General features: G+C 60.4%; 17 protein-coding genes, 3 tRNA genes and 1 pseudogene. 16 read left to right on the top strand and 5 right to left on the bottom strand.

The annotated features are described in order from the left end of the window. The first annotated feature begins 9 nt into the window (after positions 1-9). The 3 genes from CI603_RS07515 to CI603_RS07505 are packed head-to-tail and all read left to right on the top strand — an operon-like array spanning position 10 to position 5,554. Positions 10-1,602, top strand: coding sequence for an FHA domain-containing protein (locus CI603_RS07515; RefSeq protein ID WP_259465513.1), 1,593 nt, complete (start codon positions 10-12; stop codon positions 1,600-1,602). 8 nt (positions 1,603-1,610) lie between these two features. Continuing rightward, positions 1,611-5,321: a helicase gene (locus CI603_RS07510; protein WP_121913622.1), complete on the top strand. Its 3,711-nt coding sequence runs from the start codon at positions 1,611-1,613 to the stop codon at positions 5,319-5,321. Beyond that, positions 5,321-5,554, top strand: a complete 234-nt coding sequence (locus tag CI603_RS07505) for a hypothetical protein (RefSeq protein ID WP_121913621.1) — start codon at positions 5,321-5,323, stop codon at positions 5,552-5,554. The genes CI603_RS07510 and CI603_RS07505 overlap by 1 nt, the downstream gene beginning before the upstream one ends. Positions 5,555-5,563: 9 nt before the next feature. Here the strand turns inward: CI603_RS07505 and CI603_RS07500 are convergent, their stop codons facing one another. The 4 genes and pseudogenes from CI603_RS07500 to CI603_RS07485 all read right to left on the bottom strand — a co-directional run bounded on the left by CI603_RS07500 (position 5,564) and on the right by CI603_RS07485 (position 8,098). Then, positions 5,564-5,974: an MscL family protein gene (locus tag CI603_RS07500; RefSeq protein ID WP_390895337.1), complete on the bottom strand. Its 411-nt coding sequence runs from the start codon at positions 5,972-5,974 to the stop codon at positions 5,564-5,566. A gap of 718 nt (positions 5,975-6,692) precedes the next feature. After that, positions 6,693-7,031: pseudogene (locus CI603_RS09285) on the bottom strand (SAF domain-containing protein); the annotation flags it as partial. A gap of 72 nt (positions 7,032-7,103) precedes the next feature. Continuing rightward, positions 7,104-7,319: an FmdB family zinc ribbon protein gene (locus tag CI603_RS07490; protein ID WP_044097723.1), complete on the bottom strand. Its 216-nt coding sequence runs from the start codon at positions 7,317-7,319 to the stop codon at positions 7,104-7,106. Between the two features lie 101 nt (positions 7,320-7,420). Further along, on the bottom strand, positions 7,421-8,098 hold the full coding sequence (locus tag CI603_RS07485) for a 5-formyltetrahydrofolate cyclo-ligase (RefSeq protein WP_183122279.1): 678 nt from the start codon (positions 8,096-8,098) through the stop codon (positions 7,421-7,423). Between the two features lie 79 nt (positions 8,099-8,177). Between CI603_RS07485 and CI603_RS07480 the strand changes: the two genes are divergently transcribed. The 13 genes from CI603_RS07480 to rpmG all read left to right on the top strand — a co-directional run bounded on the left by CI603_RS07480 (position 8,178) and on the right by rpmG (position 18,434). After that, on the top strand, positions 8,178-8,831 hold the full coding sequence (locus tag CI603_RS07480) for a GNAT family N-acetyltransferase (RefSeq protein WP_121913619.1): 654 nt from the start codon (positions 8,178-8,180) through the stop codon (positions 8,829-8,831). A gap of 103 nt (positions 8,832-8,934) precedes the next feature. Then, a complete protein-coding gene (locus tag CI603_RS07475; RefSeq protein WP_121913618.1) occupies positions 8,935-10,362 on the top strand; it encodes a hypothetical protein in 1,428 nt (475 codons plus the stop codon). A 178-nt stretch (positions 10,363-10,540) separates the two neighbouring features. After that, the gene (groES, locus tag CI603_RS07470) at positions 10,541-10,834 is read left to right on the top strand and encodes a co-chaperone GroES (protein ID WP_015022393.1); all 294 of its coding nucleotides are present in this window, start codon (positions 10,541-10,543) and stop codon (positions 10,832-10,834) included. Positions 10,835-10,954: 120 nt separating this feature from the next. Beyond that, positions 10,955-12,055 (top strand): histidinol-phosphate transaminase, encoded by a 1,101-nt coding sequence (locus CI603_RS07465; RefSeq protein ID WP_183122285.1) that lies wholly within the window; start codon positions 10,955-10,957, stop codon positions 12,053-12,055. Positions 12,056-12,235: 180 nt separating this feature from the next. Then, a complete protein-coding gene (gene nrdI / locus CI603_RS07460) occupies positions 12,236-12,724 on the top strand; it encodes a class Ib ribonucleoside-diphosphate reductase assembly flavoprotein NrdI (protein ID WP_121913617.1) in 489 nt (162 codons plus the stop codon). A gap of 65 nt (positions 12,725-12,789) precedes the next feature. Beyond that, on the top strand, positions 12,790-13,785 hold the full coding sequence (gene nrdF / locus CI603_RS07455; protein WP_046323878.1) for a class 1b ribonucleoside-diphosphate reductase subunit beta: 996 nt from the start codon (positions 12,790-12,792) through the stop codon (positions 13,783-13,785). A gap of 175 nt (positions 13,786-13,960) precedes the next feature. Continuing rightward, positions 13,961-14,458, top strand: a complete 498-nt coding sequence (gene nrdI / locus CI603_RS07450; protein ID WP_015022389.1) for a class Ib ribonucleoside-diphosphate reductase assembly flavoprotein NrdI — start codon at positions 13,961-13,963, stop codon at positions 14,456-14,458. A gap of 51 nt (positions 14,459-14,509) precedes the next feature. Continuing rightward, the gene (gene nrdE, locus CI603_RS07445; protein ID WP_110425749.1) at positions 14,510-16,705 is read left to right on the top strand and encodes a class 1b ribonucleoside-diphosphate reductase subunit alpha; all 2,196 of its coding nucleotides are present in this window, start codon (positions 14,510-14,512) and stop codon (positions 16,703-16,705) included. Positions 16,706-16,875: 170 nt separating this feature from the next. Continuing rightward, positions 16,876-17,871 (top strand): class 1b ribonucleoside-diphosphate reductase subunit beta, encoded by a 996-nt coding sequence (gene nrdF, locus CI603_RS07440; RefSeq protein ID WP_015022387.1) that lies wholly within the window; start codon positions 16,876-16,878, stop codon positions 17,869-17,871. Positions 17,872-17,987: 116 nt separating this feature from the next. Further along, positions 17,988-18,069: transfer RNA gene (locus CI603_RS07435), tRNA-Tyr, on the top strand. A 1-nt stretch (position 18,070) separates the two neighbouring features. Continuing rightward, positions 18,071-18,142, top strand: a tRNA-Thr gene (locus CI603_RS07430). Between the two features lie 4 nt (positions 18,143-18,146). Beyond that, positions 18,147-18,220, top strand: a tRNA-Met gene (locus CI603_RS07425). 46 nt (positions 18,221-18,266) lie between these two features. Beyond that, positions 18,267-18,434, top strand: a complete 168-nt coding sequence (gene rpmG, locus CI603_RS07420) for a 50S ribosomal protein L33 (protein WP_015022386.1) — start codon at positions 18,267-18,269, stop codon at positions 18,432-18,434. A 160-nt stretch (positions 18,435-18,594) separates the two neighbouring features. Here rpmG and CI603_RS07415 read toward each other — a convergent pair whose 3' ends face one another. Continuing rightward, positions 18,595-19,926: an O-acetylhomoserine aminocarboxypropyltransferase/cysteine synthase family protein gene (locus tag CI603_RS07415; protein WP_121913616.1), complete on the bottom strand. Its 1,332-nt coding sequence runs from the start codon at positions 19,924-19,926 to the stop codon at positions 18,595-18,597. Between the last annotated feature and the right edge of the window lie 168 nt (positions 19,927-20,094).

The following is a 20,094-nucleotide window of genomic DNA, read 5'->3' as shown; positions in this document are numbered from 1 at the left end:
GTCGAAAACGTGAGTGACGATCGGCGACCGGGGCAGGTGTGGATAATCAAGTTCAATGGGGTGGAAGAGACCCGGCTCAAGCCTGGCGAGACCGTCGAGATCGGCCGCAAGCCTCTGCGTCCGCTGCCCGATGACGGCCGGCGTCGTCTGGAGGTGACCGATCAGACTAAATCCATGTCAAAACGACATGCCATTTTCACCGTCGATCAGGACGGTTTGGCCACCCTGCGCGACATGGGTTCCACCAACGGGTCCTATCTGATCCAGTCCGACGGATCACTGGTCAGGTTGCCTGTGGATGCCGCTTACCCCCTGTCCAGCACCTCGGCTCGTTTCCAGTTCGGTGATGTTCCTGTCGATTTCGTGCGCATCAGCAATCCCGAAGAAGACCAGACCGATCCTTCGCTCCGAGTACCTGACCTCTTCTCATACTCCACACAGCCCCGTGGCACGGTGGAGCCTGATGCAGCTGACATGTCCGTTGACGACATTCTGGACATGCGCGCCGGCGAGCCCACCGGCATCTTCAAGGCCGACGGGGTCCGCAACCGGGTCACCGCCCTTCATGATATGGCCCTGGGTGCCGCCAAGACAGCCGATTCTTCCCAAGAGGCGGACGGAATTTCACAAGATCGTCCCAGGCCTGCCTCAGTTGCTCGCGACTCGGAGGATAGCGCGTCGCCGCCTTTCTCCGGAAGATCAGCGTCTGCGAATACGCGTGACTCGCAAGCGCGGTATTATGACGATCCTGATTCAGCAGAGCATGGCCAGACTGACAACGGATCGGCAGGTACTGGCTCGGCAGATGGGCAGGTAGCTGACTCTCGCAGAGCCTATGCCGACCAGCCGGATGACAAAGAATTCGAAGACCGCGAGGGTGGCCGGCGTGAAGGGGACTTCCAGGCTCAGGACTCTCGTGACGAAGACCGCCGACCCCTGCCGTGGCAGGAGGACGAATCCGAGCAGGGTCTGCCGCTGGTCGGCACCCAGGAGGAGGACAGGCAGCCGGTCGACCGTGACCTTTTCGCTGATGCTCGTCGCTCGCGTTCCGCTGAATCCGCTCCTGATCAGGAACGCTATGGCCAGAATGCTAGTGATGATCGTGGTCAACAGGATGAGAGCGTCTCTTCCGACTACAAAGGCCATGCAGACGGCCAGCCCAGACAAGGCCGGGGGGGCGAATCAGGCTCAGCACAGGGGTTCACCCCGCTGGGAGCTGTAGAGCTGGCACGCCTGTCCAAGGAGGAACCGGATCAGTCCCGGCTTCCTGATCCAGCGGAAAAGCCGGATGATGACCATCAATACCAGCCGGCCTTTGAGCCCGGATCCGTCTTCGAACGGGTTTCGAAGGGCGACTATGACCGTGGCCAGGAAGCCATAGAGGTGGATGGGATGAGTTCTGATGATGCCAAGCGAACCGGGGACTTCGCCATGCAGTTCGCCATGGCCAAGCATCGGCAGCTGCTGCCTTTCCTGGCCATGAACCCGGCCCTTTACGACGATCTTTACGCCTGGTTGGAGGCCCAGGGCGACCGGGACATCGATGCGGCCCTGCAAAACAATGAGGGGTATCACGAATATCTGAACGCCGTGCGGAAGTGAGTAGACGGATGAGCGAGACGGTAATGAGCACCGGGGGATCGGAACAGGGCAAACGTACCGAGGATGCACAGGCATCAGTGGCCGAATCCTCCCCCGACCGTGCGGCGGAAGAGGTCAAAGCTCCGCTGACTCCTCTGGATCGAATTCGAGGATGGCGCCAGGAATACCAGAACCAGGTGGGATTGACTCCTCTGGAGAGCGTATCGCAGCTGGCCGCGCAGATGGACCTGTCACATGCGCATCCTTCAGGCATTGCACAGCTTTTCGCCAGCGGCCAGGTCCATCTGGATGCACTCTTCCGAGACCGGGGCATGCTGCGCGCGGCCCACCGGCGCATGGAGCGGGTTCTGGACGATCAAGCCGCCAAGGAGCGTGCCAGCGGCTTTGCCCAGCTCTCCATGGTGGTAGGAGTGGCTGCCTGGCAGGGGCGCGACATGCCTGTTCTGCTCTACCCCGTGCGTATTGATGAGAGCACACAGGGAACCTCCAGAGCCTCCATCAGATTCACAGGCAAGGTGGATCTTAATCCTGCCTTGATATCGGCCATGCGCGAGCGAGGCATCACCCTGGATCCTGACCGCCTGTTTTCCGCCTCCCATTATCAGGGCGGCACGCCAGAAACTTCATCGCTGTTCAAGGACATGACGGCCCTGATCACGCCGCATATCAGCGACTTCACCATCGAACGGAAAATTGTCCTGGGGTGTTTCATCGAGCCATCGGCCCAGCTGCTTGGTGAAAGCCTCCGGATTCTGGACCGGATGACTGTCGGGTCCACCGGTAACGATCTGCTGGATGCTTTGGCAGGCGACCAGGCGGCTTCCGAGCGGCTCAAGGGCGGATCCGTGCCCGACTACAGTCCCTTCGATGCGGATCCTCACAGCGAATTCGAGTCCGGAGATGTGGCCAACCGGGTCCGTTATGCAGCCCAGCTGGTGGCGACCGGGCATAGCGTGCTTGTGGATGAACAGACCGGCCGCCACAGCGCCGACGATGCTTTGGCCATTGCCTCGCGTTGCGTCACCGCAGGCAGGACAGTGCTCTATGTGCCCTGTGTGGTGGAGGAGAAGCGGCGCTTCCAACACCGTCTGGAAGCTGCCGGGATGGCTGGCATGGCCCTTGACCTGACCGACGACCAACTGGGCCGCGTCCTGGATCAGCGTTTGATCGATGCGGTAGGCTTCAAACCCGGCAAGGCCAGCGAGCATTTTGATCAGGTGGCTGACGAGCTTGTGGGTGTCCGTTCCCGGCTGACCCGTTACCTGGGCGATCTTCATGGAGTGGATTCGGGCTGGGGAGTTTCGGCCTACCAGACGATTCAGAATCTGGCCAACATTGCCAACATGCCTACGCATCCTGCCACCCGTGTCCGTTTGGGTGCGGCCACGGCCCACAACCTGCAGCCCGAGTTGGATGCCTGGGCGGACAAGCTGGAGAGGGCTGCCGAGCTGGGCGAATTCGTCATCGGCCCCCAAGACACTCCCTGGTTCGGTGCCACACTGATCAACGATAACGAGGCCGTGGATGCTTACTCCCGTGTGGTTCGTCTTCTGCAGCGGCTTCTGCCGGACACCCGTGAGCAGGTCAAATCTACTGTAGAGACCTGTGGATTCCCCGTGCCGGCCACCGTCAAGGATTGGGGACGGCAGGTGGTGGTCCTCAAGAACCTGCGCCGTGTTCTGGATGTCTTCCAGCCCTCCATCTTCGAACGCGACATTCCCGCCATGATCGAGGCCACCAAGTCCAAGGCCGATCGCAAGGCTGATGGCACGAATCTGGGGTTCTGGGAGCGTCGACGTCTTGTCAAGGAGGCTAAGAGCCTGCTCAGGCCTGGTGCGCAGGTCGAGGATCTGCACGAGTCGCTGGTGGTGGTCTCAAAGCAGGCCGAGCAGTGGCGGACCTTCGTCCCCCACGGCGGCTGGCCGGTCCTGCCACCCAAGCTGGACGTCATCATTGACACTCAGGAATCTCTGATTCGTGACATGACAGCTCTGGACACCGTCCTGGACTCAACTCCGGCTGGCGGTGATCTGGAGACCATGGACCTCAACAAGGTGGAGGAGCGGCTCAAGGCCCTCTTTGACGACCATACAGCCCTGGATACTTTGCCTGAACGCTGCGCTTTGGAGGGTGAATTCAACAAGGCGGGTCTGGATGGCCTGGTCCAGGATCTGCGCAACCGACAGGTTGAAGGTAAGGCGGTACGGGCCGAACTGCAGCTGGCGTGGTGGACCACGGTCTTTGACGACATCATGCGTTCCTCGCAGATCATCTCCAACCAGGACGGTTCCGCCTTATCCAACGCGGCCGACCGCTTTAGCCAGGTGGATGCACAGCACGTGGCCAGCATAGGGCCCATGGTTGCCCAGGAGAGCGAAAAGCGTCTGTCCGAGCTGCTCTTCTCGCGCACACAGGAGGCCAATCAGCTGCACACCATGCTGGCAGGCAACCCTGGTGCCTCCCTTCCGGTCTTCCAACAGGCCCATCCCAGCATACTGTCGGCGGCCAAGCCCATCATCATCGCGACTCCTGCCACGCTGGCGACCAGAACCAATCCGACACAGCTGGCCGATACGGTCATCATCGACGCCGGGGCCCATATGCCTTCCATCCAGGTCCTGACTGTGCTGGCTCGGGCCCGGCAGGTGGCAGTCATCGCCCACCGGCCGACCGTAACCTCGGATGGCCTGTTGCAGCTGATCGACCGTCTGGTTCCGGTCACTGTCAAAGCCCGGCCTTCGCGCCGCTCGATTCGTCTGGACGCCTTCCTGAAGGATCACGGCTATGGGGATTTGTCGGCGCCTGTGCCCGATTGCCGGGAGCCTGGCAGGGTGACCCTGACCAGGGTGGAGGGTGCTGGCGTCCCGGTCATGGCCACGGGTCTGGTCGAGTCCAGCCAGCAGGAGGTCGCTGCTGTCGTCGACATGCTCAAGCGCAAGGCCGGATCTTTTTCCCTGGTACCGAACAGTTACCTGCTGACTGTGGTCACCCTGTCAGCTACCCATCGCTCGCGGCTGGGCGCTGAACTCAAGTCGGCAGCCGCCAAGGACAGGGTTTTCGCCAAGTTCCTGCGGCACGTACGCATTGTCGGCATTGACGAGGTCTGCGGTGCCCGGGCTACTGACGTGATCCTCACTCTGGGCTTTGCCAAGACCACCCACGGCCGTCTCCTGCAGCAGTTTGGCGATCTGGAAGGCGAAAGGGGCAAGGGCATGCTGCTGGATGCTCTGGTCTTGCCTGATCGGAATCTGGACATTGTCGCAGCTTTCTCTGCTGAGGATATGGAGGATGACCGTCTTCACCAGCCCGGGCCGCGTCTGCTCAAGGATCTGTTGACCTGGGCTGAGCATCCTGACGCGGAGCCGGTCCGGCCCGAGCAGGCCGAGCAGTCCACCAATGTGCTCTTCCGGGATTTGGCCCAGCGGCTGCGGACCCGAGGGTTGGATGTTGCCCTGGATTACGGTTATGACCAGGCACCTCGAATTCCATTGGTGGTGGGGCTCAAGAACAAGCCCTATGCCTTGGCCGTGCTGACCGACGATGCCGAGTTCATGCACACTCAGTCCACCAGGGAGCGTCACCGGTTCACCACCGAGGACCTGCAGTATCTTGGCTGGTCGGTCATGACGGTCTGGAGCGTTTCGGCCTTTGTCAACCCTGATAAGGAAGCCGATAGGATCGTCGCTCGCCTTGCCGATATCTACCATCAGGCGCGTTGATGGCGGATAATCAGCAAGACCGGGGAAATCAGGCCGGTAATCCTGCAGCTTCACGCCGACGTCGGCATCGCCGAGTGGTTCGCCCAGGCACGGAACGGTTCGATGTTGATGGCATCGAGGAGGATCCTCAGGATCAGGTCTGTGCCCAGGATCGTCTTGACGGGGATGACCGGCGGATCCTGGGTGAGCTGCCGCCGCATTGGGGACTCTTCCCCAATGAGCGTGGCGACTGACTACTGGTTCTAATTCTGTCCCGTCGGCAGACCGGTTCCGGCATCTTGACTGTCTGCACCTGTTGACTGGTGGATGTCGGCGGCGATCTGGCGCAACAGCTGCAGGCTCTGGTCCTGGGGGCTGGGTGCGTTGGGCTGGTCCTTGATGCCCGAGGCGGCCCTGCTCAGTTGCCGCAGCTTGTTGATGGGCATAATGATGCAGAAGTAAACAGCGATGGCGATCAAGAGGAAGTTGAGTAGGGCCGTCAGAATGGCACCGAAAGAGATGGTGGCGTTCCGGTAGCTGATGGTAAGGAGCCCCGACAGGTCCGGTTTGCCGAAGATCATGGCGATCAGGGGGCTGATCAGATTGTTGACGATGGCGTTTACCACGCTGGTCACCGCTGAACCCATGACCACGCCCACGGCCATATCCACCATGGATCCGCGCGAGATGAACTGCTTGAATTCGCCCAGCACACCCTTGTTGCTGATCTGCGAGATCTTGTGCACTGCTTCGGCGGTATCCTTGGCCGCCACCTGATTGATCGAGGCCATCCTGCATCCTTCCGTAGCTGATGTAGGGCATGGAGCGCCCATGCCTCCTTCTTCCTCCATTATCGCGGGCGCAGGATGGTTTCGGTTTTCCGACATGATTGGAGGGTGTCGGTGCAGAGGTTCTTTCGGGGCGAATGGCAATGACAGGGGTGGCTGGATCCAGCGACAACAAGAGCAGGGCCTGATTGGCATCCAGAGCGAAGATGGACTGGGATCCTTGCCGGCCTTGGTTGCTCTCCCGCCCGTCTGGATTGGATTGATTCCTGGGGACGGTCTGCGCTGGTTGCAAAACCAGTGCCTGCTCGGCTATCATGCAGCGTCCGCCACCCGAGGCCTGTCCAGGAGAAGGCGTCTGTACGTCGTTGACTTGTCGACTGTGGGAAAGCCCCGGCACCCTATCGGAACGGGGTTGGTCTCGCTTGGAGGATGGCGGCAGGGAACTGGATTGGGTGGGATGCGGGCCATTGTCGGCCGGGCAGTTCCCCGCGGCTAGCAAACTCACCTGATCGCCGGCCTGCAGGTCTCCCGGATCATCGGCCAGGCGGACGGTCACTGGGGTGGTCCCGGCCGGCTGTGCCGGTCTGTTGCTGATCATGGCCGTGGTCAGCGGTTGCCCTGTGCGGACGCTGACCATCAGCCTCCGTCCGCGTACTTGCCCAAATGAAGCGATCAGGCCGGGCAGCCGTTCCCTGCCATGCAGGATTCGTGACCGAACCATGGCAGGCTCGATGGCTGAGCCGCGTGCAATAGGCCGAGCGGCGACCAATACAGACAGACGGCCCTGCGCCTGGACCAGGATCTGCAGGGCACAGAAGACTGCCAGCCCCAATGCCAGGGCGGCCCCTACGCGCCGTAGCCGAAAAAGCCGTCGTCGGCGAGTCAGGGTGCTGGTGACCGTTGAAGGCTTGTTCTTCTTGGTGAAGATGGGAAAATCGACCATGCCCCCAGCCTGCCAGGATGTTGACCGGCGTATGGGTCCGCATGGTCGATGTGGTCGAATGTGCCTCTTGGTCTACTTGCTGCTTGTGGAGCTCGAAGAGGAGGAGGATGAGGCTCCGTCGGTCCGGTAGAAACCATGACCCTTGAACTCGATAGGCACTGCGGAGAAGACCTTGCGGACCTGCTGCTGCCCGCACTTGGGGCAGATGGTGATGGGTTCGTCGTTGAAAGACTGCTCCTTGGTAAAGTCGTATCCGCAGTTCTTGCAACGATAATGATAGGTGGGCACCGTTCTTTCCCTCCGCTGATGGTCGGTTCGCGCGACGATTGGTTCAACACCCAATATCCTAGTGGTGGCTTCGACCAGAAGAATCGGCACCGGGCCTCTCGTCAGTCTTGTCCATCACCATTATGGTCCGCTCTGTGTCTTCGTGATAGACCTGCGGCTGTGGGCGTGAAACCTTCAGGCGTCAGGACGGCATCCACAGGAAGATCATGGTCCAGATGGGGCAGAGGAGCTTCAACGAATTCGCCGGGCCAGCAGATGCCCACCACTGGGGTCTGCTCGGCGCGCAAGGCCAAAGCCCGGTCATACCAGCCGCCGCCCCGACCCAGACGAATGCCGGTATGGTCGATGGCCAGTGCCGGCACCAGGATCAGATCAGCCTGATTCAAAGCCTGCGCTGGCAGTGCCGGCATATCGGGTTCGTCCGGCCGCCAGCCGGGAATCCGCTTCATGCCATCCAGATCATGCTCTGATTGCAGGCATCCCCAGCCTACTTGGGTGCCCGTGCCCAGCATGGGAATGAGCACCTGGTATCCCCGGCCCAGCAGAAGGTCAAGACTGGGGTCCATGGCTATCTCCCCCCGAATGGAGGCAAAGGCGGCCACGGTCAGGCTCTGGTCGCTTCGGGAGCGTTCGACTCCGGGGAGCACATGGTGGGCCAGCAGATAGGCCAGCTTGCGGCCCGCATCCAGGCATTGGGCTTGATCGATGTGCCTTCGGTCTTCAAGCAGCCGGCCACGCCGATCTTGCTTGTCCATATCGATGCGTTCCTGCTCGTTCATGTCCTCAGTTCTACCAGTAGGGGCTCTCCCGGATGGACGCCTGTCTGCCTCAGCTGCCGTTCGGTGAGAACATGGAATCATGTCGGTTCTGCATACCTTCCGTCAGGTCTGGCAGGGTTCCCGGGCCCGCTCGGGCCATGCCCTGAATCTGCCTGATCGTCTGACCCCGCCCCCAGGCCATGGGGACTTCCTGCTGAGACCCATCCGCGAGGGTGATCAATCAGCATGGAATGCGGTTCGATGGAGGAATCGTGATTGGCTGGCTCCATGGGAATCGGGGGATCCCCGCCACGGACCTGGCATGACCTATGCTCAGTGGATGCAGGAACTGGAGCGTGCCCGGCAGGAGGGTACTTCGGCGGTCTTCCTGATGGAGTTTCATCAGAGCATCGTAGGGCAGATTTCCCTAGGCGCCATCCGCTATGGGTCCATGTGCACGGCAGTAGCGGGCTACTGGGTTGACCAGGATTGGATCGGTCACGGATTCGCGCCCCTGGCCTTGGCCATGGTGGCGAATTGGGTCTTCAAGGATAGGAGCGGGCCTCATCTGCACCGTCTGGAGGTGGCGATTCTGCCTGAAAACCAGCGGTCCCTGCGTGTAGTACAAAAGCTGGGCATGGAGCCGGAGGGGCTGCGTCGCAGCTACATGTATGTAAACGGACAGTGGCGGGACCACCTGACCTTTGCCTGGATCAGCGACCAATTCGATCCAGATCTGCTGGCCCGTTTATGAACCCCTGGGGCAGACATGGTCGACACGCTGGGTTTGACTTGCCGCTTGGGGCATACCGTCAACTAACGTAGTACCTATGGTTTATGAATCACTCAGCAGCATCATGGTTTTGGTGATTGCAGTGATTCTGGTGCTGGGTTGGCTGCCGTTTCGCACCGTCAAGGGCATGAAGCGGGCCTCGGAGCATCGCCAGGACAGGCTTTCCACCTCCCTGCACATGGTGGGTCGGGAAGACGGTATGAGGTTCTGCGACAGGCAGTCGAGGACGGTGAAAGGGTTGGTCATGCAGCAAGGGCAGCAGGATGGCAACCGGCTGAGTCAGGCCCAGCGCATCAAGCAGATCAGACAGTTGCGCCGCGCGGCCATACGCCGTCGTCGTATCCTGGTCCTTACCCTGTTGGTCATCACTCTGCTGGTGGCTGGGCTCTCTTACCTTGTAGGCTACAGCCCATGGTTCACTTTGATTCCTCTGGCCTTGGTGATAGTGGTGTTGGCCGCCGGCGCACATGCTTCGGCCCAGGCTCGGACTTGGGAGCGCAATTTGGCCCAGCGGCGTGCTAGGCAGCGTCGTCAGCAGGCGGCCAGTCTGACTAAGAGCAAGACCTCCGGCAGGCCTGTGCAGGCCAAGAATGAGGGCCGCACGGAAACTGCCACGGATGTGCTTGACCAGGGCGAGATTCGTCAAACGCTGGCTCAGGCCAAGGCTGATCAGCAGGCAGCACTCAAGGCCAGGCAGCACAATTCCGCCAAGCCAGCAAAGCCGTCAGCCGGCACCAGCAAGGCCAAGGGTTCGGCCGGGTCCGTAAAGTCGAACGAGAAGACTGCTGCTCAGACCGGACATACCTCGAACAGGCAGCCCGTCACCAAGAAGGCCTCTGAGCAGACCCCAGCCAAACAAGCGGGCTCTCAACCGGCGGCTTCCAAACCGGCAGCTGCCAAATCTTCAAAGGCCCAAAAGGCTGCCTCCAAATCTGCTACGCCCAAGTCGCCAATGGACAAATCCGCTGCCTCGAAGTCTGCAGTCCGGCCTACTTCTTCACAGTCGATGCCTGCCCAATCCGCCGCTGCCCATTCAGGCAAGTCCAGATCGGTCTCTGCGTCTATCGGCAAAGAGCACCAGGCCTCGTCAGATCAGGCCTCCAAATCCGCGGCATCGTCGTCCTCGGCAAAGGCCCAGGAGGATGCCACCAACGAACTCGAACGCATCAATCCCTCTCCGGCCTTGGATGCTTTCGACATGGCGGCAGGCCAGGATCTGATTTCCTTCTCCCTGGGATCGGCCCGCGGCGAGGAAGCGGACAAGGACGGCAAGAACAACGAAGATGAGGGTCCCCACAGCCTGGAGATCAAGTCAACCCGTCAGGTCTCCGTGGCCCGTCCCCCCGAAAAGAAGAAGGCCGATGGGCGGCCCGACGACTTCCATGAGAGGGAGATGCAGGCCCAGGTCGAAGCGCCTGACCGTAGCGAGAACTCCCTGTCCATCGGCGTGGAGGCCATATTGGCTCGGCGTCGTCCGTCAGCCAAGTCCTGAGGGGCCAATCGACAATCCATCTTTCACCACCAGCGTTAGCACTCAAGTTGGCAGAGTGCTAATTTCGCGCTACTATGACTTGTAGCGCAAAGGAATGCGTGGTGAGTGTTCGTCAGCCTCTCATCGACGTTCCGGCGTGGGTTCATTGGCTGTTCTCACAAGATGTAGGAGGTCCACAGTGTCGATTTCACTCACACCGTTGGAAGACAAGATCGTCATCAAGCAGGCTGAGGCGGAGACCAAGACCGCTTCCGGGCTGGTCATTCCTGATACCGCCAAGGAGAAGCCCCAGCAGGGCGAGGTGCTGGCGGCAGGCCCCGGCCGTCGTGACGACAAGGGCGAGCGCATCCCCATGGATGTCAAGGTTGGCGACAAGGTTCTGTACTCCAAGTACGGCGGCACCGAGGTCAACTACGGTGGCGAGGACTACCTGATCGTATCCGCGCGCGACGTTCTGGCCATCCTCAAGTAAAGAGGCGGTGATTAGTGGCCCCTGGTCCTGTGAAAGGACCAGGGGCCATTTGCGTCTCGTCAGGACCGTGCAGCGGACCAGATGCCGCAGGGACATGTGGCGGCCACTAGCATGGTGCCCATGTACTATCGTCATCGCGCCAGCATTGATTCCCTTCCCGGATACCGGCAGGGCAGCCCGGCACCAGCCGTTCCCGGGTTAACCAGTTACAAGATCTCCAGCAACGAGAACCCATACCCGCCCCTGCCCGGTGTGCTTCAGGCCGTCTCAGAGCAGGCCCTGGGCCATCTGAACCGCTATCCGGACATGCATGGCACTCGTCTGGTAGAGCGGCTGGCCCAGTTGCACGGGATGGATCCGGCATGCATCCAGCTGGGATGCGGATCCACTGAGGTCATCACGCAGCTGGTTGACCTGGTGGCCGGTCATGGCGATCAGGTGGTCTATCCCTGGCGCAGTTTCGAGGCCTATCCCATCATCGTCACCACGGCCGGCGCCACCGGGGTGCCCGTGCCCCTGGATAAGCAGGGGCGCCATGATATCGAGGCCATGATCGCCGCGGTCAATGACCACACCAGACTGGTCATTGTCAACAATCCCAACAATCCGACTGCGACCAACGTCGATCGCAATCAGGCCGAACGGCTCCTGCAAGCCCTGCCAGCAGACCTGCCGGTGCTCTTTGATGAGGCGTATATACAGTTCAATGACGACCCTGATCGAGCCGACGGATTGACGCTTATGCGCGAGCATCCCAATGTGATAGTGGCACGGACCTTCTCCAAGGCCTATGGATTGGCTGGTCTGCGGATCGGATACGCCGTGGCAGCGGAGCCGATCATTGCCGGTATGAACAAGGTGGCCCTGCCCTTCGGCGTCACCGATGTGGCCCAGACGGCGGCAATGGCCAGCCTGGACGCACAGGACCGCCTGGCCGAACGGGTCCAGGCACTCAAGCAGGAACGGGCCAGGATCCTGGCTGGTTTGCAGGAGCAGGGGTGGAAGATTCCTGAGCCTCGGGCCAACTACTACTGGCTGCCTCTGGGCCAGGCCGCCGCACAGGCTGATCAGCGCTTCCGCGACGCAGGCCTGTCGGTCAGGACCTTCCCCGGCGAGGGCATCCGCATCACTGTGGGGGAGCGGGAAGCCAACGACCGGGTCCTGGAAGTTTGCGCTGATCTGCGTCGGCAGGGTTTACCGCAGGATCCGATTGCTGACTGAAGGCCGCATACTGTCGCGAGCGTAAATGCCAATGATTGCTGTCTCCGTCCTTGTCTGGAATGTCACAGCAAAGGCTGTTTTGCTCTTGTGAGCTTGTGTCGTCTTGGATAAACCTATATATTGTGGTTGGCTGGCCTAGTCTATCCAATATATAGTGTTTACCAAGGAGCAACAGTCACTATGTCCTCAGCAGATGTGGATCGGCACGATCCTCCCGATGGTGCCTCCAAGCTGGTGTACTTCTCCAGCGTCTCCAACAACACCCACCGCTTTGTGCAGCGGCTGGGCGTGGAGGGGCCCATCCGCATCCCCCTGTACGAGCGGCGCCAGCCCATGCCCATTATGGATGCGCCTTACCTTTTGCTGGTGCCCACCTATGGCGGCGGGTCAGCCAAGGGGGCCGTGCCCAAGCAGGTCATCCACTTCCTGAACAATCCGGTCAACCGCGGACTGATCCGCGGAGTCGTCACCTCGGGCAACCGGAACTTTGGCAGCGCCTATTGCGCGGCCGGCCCTCTGATAGCCCGCCGGTGCGGCGTCCCTGAGCTCTATCGATTCGAGCTGCTGGGCACCGCGGAGGATGTTCAAGCGGTCAGGGCCATTCTGGCCGGAATGGGAGTGCAGCTCCAGCAGCAGTCGACTGATTCACGAAAGGCGGTTTTGTCATGAGCCAGCAGGAAAGCACGCAAGAAAGCACCAAGTCAGAGGCCGGCGTCTATGCCGACGACGAGATGATGCGCCAATCCATCACCCCGCCCCAGTACCGTGTCACCCCTGAGGCCAGGATTCGCCCGGTCAACTGGAACAACATCACCGACGAGAAGGATCTGGAGGTCTGGAACCGACTGGTTTCCAACTTCTGGCTGCCCGAGAAGGTGCCCCTGTCCAACGACATCCCATCCTGGAACACTCTGACCGATCATGAGCGCCAGACCACGGTTCGTGTCTTCACCGGACTGACCATGCTGGACACCACGCAGGCCACCATCGGTGAGCTGGTGCAGATCGATCACGCCCGCACCGAGCAGGAGCAGGCCATCTATACCAACATCGCTTTCATGCAGTCGGTCCATGCCCGCTCCTACTCCTCGGTCTTCTCCACGCTCTGCTCCAGCGAGGAGATCGACAAGGCCTACCGCTGGGCTGTGGCCAACGACGTCCTCCAGGAGCGCGTCCACACGGTCCTGCACGAGTACGTCAGCGAGGATCCCCTGAAGCGCAAGGTGGCCTCCACCATGCTCTCCTCGCTCATGCTCTATGCGGGCTTCTATCTGCCCCTTTACTTCTCCAGCCATGCCAAGCTGATGAATACGGCCGACATGATCCGTCTGATCCTGCGTGACAAGGCCATCCATGGCTATTACTCGGGCTACAAGTATCAGCGGGGTCTGGAGGAGAGGACACAGGCCGACCAGGCCATGCTGGAGAAGTTCACCAACGATTTGCTGGACAAGCTCTACGACCTGGAGATGGTCTACTCGGGGCAGATTTATGAGGGCTTCCCCTTCGTCGAGGACGTCTTCGCCTTCGTTCGCTACAATGCCAACAAGGCGCTGATGAACCTGGGCTACCCGGCTCGGTTTGCGGCCGACCAGACTGATGTCAGTTCGGAGATCCTGGCGGCCCTGTCGCCATCGGCCAACGAGAACCATGATTTCTTCTCAGGTTCGGGCTCCTCCTACGTCATGGGGCACTCCGAGTCCACTGACGACGACGACTGGGACTTCTAGGCGAGTTGGATCTGCTGTGATATTGGGCACAGAAAACCCTATATATGCTCACCGTTTTTAATATCAATAGCACATATAGTAGTTCAGGCTCGCGCTGGGCGGGTTCTGATCGGTCCGTCTTCAGGGCGGGCATCACCGTCAAGACAGGCTCTGGATGGCCTGATCAGGAGGAAGCATGGAGCAACAGCAGACCGCAGGAACTGATTCGGAGCTCAGCGCTCCCGAGTTCGCCGCCCAGGGTCAGCGCCTGGGGGCCGTGGTCTACTTCTCGTCGGCCTCGCGCAACACCGCCCGGTTCATCGCCAACTGCCATTTGGATGACGAGGGGATTGACGTCTTCCGCATCCCTCTGAGGCCCAAGGATCCGCCGCTCAACATTCGGCAGCCCTACATCCTGATCGTCCCCACCTATGGGGGCGGATCAGCCAAGAAGGCGGTCATGCCGCAGATCAAGCGCTTCCTGAACGACCCGGCCAACCGGGCCGGCATCCGCGGGGTCATCGCCTCGGGCAACACCAACTTCGGGGAGGCCTTCTGCATGGCGGGGGACATCATCTCCCGCAAGTGCAATGTGCCTTTCCTCTATTATTTCGAGCTCATGGGCACCAAGGAGGACCAGGAGAAGGTCCGCCGCGGGGTTGTGGATTTCTTCCGCAACCACCCCGAGTCCTGAGCCTATTTCATTACACGCACTATCACTGCAATACTCATGAAAGGACACCCGATGGGAGCAAACGAGGACACGTCCCTGGCACTGGATAGGACCGCATCCGAGGATGAGGAGACCTTCGATCCGGCTCACGACTACCATGCCCTGAACGCCATGCTGAACCTGTACGACAAGGACGGCAGGATTCAGTTCGACAAGGACCGCGAGGCCGAGCGCCAGTACATGGACCGGCACGTACGGCCCAACACCATGACTTTCCCCTCCACGGCCGAGAGGATTGCCTACCTCCTGGATCACGAGTACTACGATCGCAAGGTCTTCGAGAGCTATACCCCTGAGTTCCTGGACAGGATCTACAAGCATGCGGCCGAGAGCGGCTTTGAGTTCGAGACCTTCCTGGGCGCCTTCAAGTTCTATACCTCCTATGCGTTGAAGACCTTCGATGGCAAGCGCTACCTGGAGGACTTCCCCCAGCGCTGTGTGGCCGTGGCCCTGGAGCTGGCCGACGGGGATGAGCAGGCCGCCATGAAGTACACGGATGAGATCATCTCCGGACGCTTCCAGCCTGCCACCCCAACCTTCCTGAACCTGGGCAAGGCCCAGCGCGGCGAGCCGGTCTCCTGCTTCCTTGTGCGCATCGAGGACAACATGGAGTCCATCTCCCGCGGCGTCAACGCTGCCTTGCAGCTGTCCAAGAGGGGCGGTGGCGTGGCCCTGCTGCTCAGCAACCTGCGCGAGATGGGCGCGCCCATCAAGCACATCGAGAACCAGTCCAGCGGTGTGGTCCCGGTCATGAAGCTCCTGGAGGACTCCTTCTCCTATGCCAATCAGCTGGGTGCCCGCCAGGGTGCCGGTGCCGTCTACCTGTCGGCCCACCATCCTGACATCATGCGTTTCCTGGACACCAAGCGGGAGAACGCGGACGAGAAGATCCGCATCAAGTCCCTGGCCCTGGGCGTGGTCATTCCCGACATCACCTTCGAGCTGGCCAAGCGCAAGGAGCCCATGGCTCTCTTCTCGCCCTACGACGTGGAGCGGGTCTACGGCAAGCCCTTCGCTGACATCCCCATCACCGAGCATTACGAGGAGATGGTCAAGGACAAGCGGATCCACAAGAAGTACATCGACGCCCGCGACTTCTTCATGACCCTGGCCGAGATCCAGTTCGAGTCCGGCTACCCATACATCCTCTTCGAGGACACGGTCAACAAGGCCAACCCCATCGATGGTCGGATCACCATGTCCAACCTCTGCTCGGAGATTCTGCAGGTCCAGGAGCCCAGCACCTACTCCGAGAATCTGAACTATGAGCATATCGGCCGCGACATCTCATGCAACCTGGGATCCCTCAACATCGCCAAGGCCATGGACGGCGGCCTGGCCGACACGGTCGAAACCTCGGTGCGGGCCCTGACATCCGTCTCTGACCACACCAACATCGAGGCTGTTCCCTCCATCAAGCGGGGTAACGACGAGGGTCATGCCATCGGTCTGGGTCAAATGAACCTCCATGGCTTCCTGGCCCGCGAGGGCATCCACTACGGGTCCGAGGAGGGGCTGGACTTCACTGACATGTACTTCATGACCGTGGCCTACCACGCCTACAGGGCCTCACATGCCCTGGCCGTGGAGCGGGGGAAGGCCTTCGCCTCCTTCGCCAAGTCCGACTATGCCAAGCCTGCCGGCCAGGGGAACTACTTCGACAAGTACACTGAGGGCAGCCGTTCCTTGGAACCCAGGACCCAGCGGATCAAGGACCTCTTCGACCAGTACAAGGTCCACATTCCCACGGTTGAGGACTGGAAGGAACTCCAGGCGGCCATCCTCAAGGACGGCATCTACAACCAGAACCTCCAGGCCGTCCCCCCGACCGGGTCCATCTCCTACATCAACCACTCCACCAGCTCCATCCACCCGATCGCCTCCAAGATCGAGATTCGCAAGGAGGGCAAGATCGGGCGCGTCTACTACCCGGCTCCCTACATGACCAACGAGAACCTGGACTACTTCGAGGACGCCTACGAGATTGGCTGGAAGAAGATCGTGGACACTTACGCCGAGGCCACTCAGCATGTGGACCAAGGGCTCTCGCTGACCCTCTTCTTCCCCGACACGGCCACCACCCGCGATCTGAACAAGGCTCAGATCTACGCCTGGCGCAAGGGGATCAAGACCCTCTACTACATCAGGATCCGCCAGCAGGCGCTGGAAGGCACCGAGGTCGAAGGCTGCGTCAGCTGCATGCTTTAAGGCGCATGTTCTAAGGCATATGCAATCACTGGTCGGTGCCGTCTTTGAGGGCGGTGCCGGCCCTTTGGCATCCACGTCCACAGGTCGGGTCCGTCCATGCGGTAGACTGACGGTCCTGTCATGATCCGCTTCGCACTGTCGAACACCCATCCAACAAGGAGCAATCAACCATGGTCCCACCCATTTCCATTCCCCGGCAGCCGCTGAAGCTGATCGACCGGGTCTCCGCCATCAACTGGAACCGTCTGGAGGACGAGAAGGACCTGGAGGTCTGGGACCGTCTGACCGGCAACTTCTGGCTGCCCGAGAAGGTTCCCGTCAGCAATGATCTGCCCTCCTGGCAGGCCATGAGCGAGGAGGAGCACACCCTGACCATGCGGGTCTTCACCGGTCTGACCCTTCTGGACACCATTCAGGGGACCGTGGGCGCCGTCAGCCTGATCCCGGATGCGCTGACCCCCCATGAGGAGGCGGTCTACACCAACATCGCCTTCATGGAGTCGGTCCATGCCAAGTCCTACTCCTCCATCTTTTCCACCCTGGCCTCCACGCCACAGATCGACGCGGCCTTCGAGTGGAGCGAGCACAACGAGTTCCTCCAGCGCAAGGCCCAGATCGTCCTGGACTACTACGAGGGCGACAATCCCCTGAAGCGCAAGGTGGCCTCCACCCTGCTTGAGTCCTTCCTCTTCTACTCGGGCTTCTACCTGCCCATGTACTTCTCCAGCCATGCCAAGCTGACCAACACGGCTGATCTGATCCGCCTGATCATCCGTGATGAGGCCGTGCACGGCTACTACATCGGCTACAAGTACCAGAAGGGGCTGGCCAAGGTCTCCGACTCCGAGCGTCAGGCCATGAGCGACTACACCTACGAGCTCCTGGGTGACCTGTACGACAACGAGGTGGAATACACCGAGAGCCTGTATTCCGGAGTGGGTCTGGTGGAGGACGTCACCAAGTTCCTGCGCTACAACGGCAACAAGGCGCTGATGAACCTGGGCTATCCGGCACTCTTCCCCTCGGACAGCACCGACGTGAATCCGGCCATCATCGCCTCGCTGAGTCCCAACGCCGACGAGAACCACGACTTCTTCTCCGGCTCGGGCTCCTCCTATGTCATGGGCAAGGCCGTGGAGACCGACGACGACGACTGGGATTTCTGACCAGCCTGTCCCGCTCCGACGCGGAAGACACGACGTCGGAGCGGGACTTGCGGAAAACGAAAAAACATGTCATTATAGGCAAGTTGCCGTACGGAGCTCCGGTTCTAGTGCGACATGGCGGATTTCCCAAGCGGTCAAAGGGAGCTGACTGTAAATCAGCCGCGTAATGCTTCAGAGGTTCGAATCCTCTATCCGCCACGCCTCGGTAGCTCAGTGGCAGAGCACTTCCTTGGTAAGGAAGAGGTCGTGAGTCCGATTCTCACCCGAGGCTCTCTGGCGGGGTAGCTCAGCTGGCTAGAGCGTACGACTCATAATCGTAAGGTCAAGAGTTCGAGTCTCTTCCTCGCTACTGTGGCCGACATACGTCGGTCATGCAACGACTATAGAGGTGAACCATGGCAAAAGCCGCAGATATCCGTCCTGGCATTACGCTGGCGTGCACCGTGTGCAAGGAGCGTAATTACATTACGACCAAGAACCGTCGTAACACTCCTGACCGTCTGGAGCTCAAGAAGTTCTGCCCCCGTTGCGGCAAGCATACCCTGCACCGGGAGACTCGCTGAGTTCTTCCTATCGTTTGGCTTCATCAGGACCCGACCACTTGGTCGGGTCCTTTTTTATACAAGAGGCTCTTCTTTATGCAACTCTGCATATATGCCTGTTCCCCATTACCCGGGATGTGTTGGGAGCAGAATGGGTTTTATGATGTAGAGGACGCAGCTTTTAGCGAGTGTTCTGGTAGGCGGCTGCAAAGGCCTGATCCAGGTCGGCGACCAGGTCATTCGGGTTCTCCAGACCTACGGAGATCCGAATCAGGTCGTCGCCCACACCGGCACTGAGGCGGTAGGGGCCTGGAACCTCCCTGTGGGTGATCCTGGCCGGGTCCACAATCAGGGTGCGACAGTCGCCGATGTTGGGCATGTAGCTCATGAGATGCACTGAGTCCACGATGCGCTTCACCTGCTCATAGCCCCCTTTGACCTTGAAGGAGAGGATCGTGCCGACGCCCTTGGGCAGCAGAGTCGAAGCCAGGCGGTCCTGTTGGTCCGCATCGCCCTGGTGCCGACCCTCCGGAATGCCTGAGTAATTGACCTGTTCCACCTGGGGAATGGTCAGCAGGTGGCGGGCCAGGATCGCTGCCGTCTTTACCTCGGCGGCGACACGCTGGGCCAGGGTCTCAAGGCCGGTCAGTTGCAGGTAGGCGGTGAAAGGACTCATGACCGCCCCGAAGGTGTGCAGGTATTTGGTATGGATCCTGTGCAGGAAGGCCATCTTGCCGAAGGCATCCAGAAAGCTGACCATGGACCCGTGTCGCTCGTCGCTGATGATCAGTTCGGGCCGGCTCATTTGCGGAAAGCGGCCGTTGCCCCAGTCGAATCGCCCTGCATCCACGATGACCCCGCCCAGGGCGTTGCCGTGGCCGCTGATCCCCTTGGTGGTCGAGTGGACGACGATGTCGGCGCCGAAGTTGATTGGATTGAGCAGGTAGGGTGTGGGCACCGTATTGTCGATGATCAGGGCCAGCCCATGCCGATGGGCCAGGTCGGCCAGGCCGGGTATGTCGGCTATGGCTGTGGACGGATTGGCCACGGACTCGGCGAAGATGGCCCTGGTGTTGTCCTGGATCAGGGATTCCACCTCGTCAAGGTCGTTGATGTCATCCACAAAATCCGTTTCGATGCCAAAGTTGGGAAAGAAGGTCTTCATGGCATCCACCGAGGTTCCATAAAGATCGACCGGTGAAATTAGTCTCCCGCCGCTTTCGGCTGCGCACATGAGGGCTGACGACACGGCGGCCATGCCCGAGGCCATGGCCACAGCCCCCTTGCCCCCCTCCAAGCTGGCCAGGCGATCCTCCAGGACCTTGACTGTGGGATTGGCCAGGCGTGAGTAAGAGAACCCTTGAATTGCACCGGCGGCCAGGGCATCTCCCCGGTCGGCGGTGACCATGTCGAAAGCGGCCGACTGGTAGATGGGGACGCTGGCTGCGCCTCCGCCTTGGCTTTGACAGTCATAGCCGTCATGGACGGCTTTTGTCGCGAATCCTTTGCTCATGCGGATGTGTTCCTCTGAATATGGTCTAGATGCTCGCGTGCTTCACGGAATATCAAACTCGTTTTCAGATTTCGAGACAACAGTGCCTCTATAGACGTTCCTTATAGGAGGTTATTCAGCCACAGTCGTCTTTGTCGGCATGCATCGGCTGACTGGGGTTAATTCAAG

Source organism: Bifidobacterium sp. wkB338, from assembly GCF_003688325.1.
Classification (GTDB): domain Bacteria; phylum Actinomycetota; class Actinomycetes; order Actinomycetales; family Bifidobacteriaceae; genus Bombiscardovia; species Bombiscardovia polysaccharolytica.
This window is presented reverse-complemented; position numbering and strand designations above follow the sequence as displayed.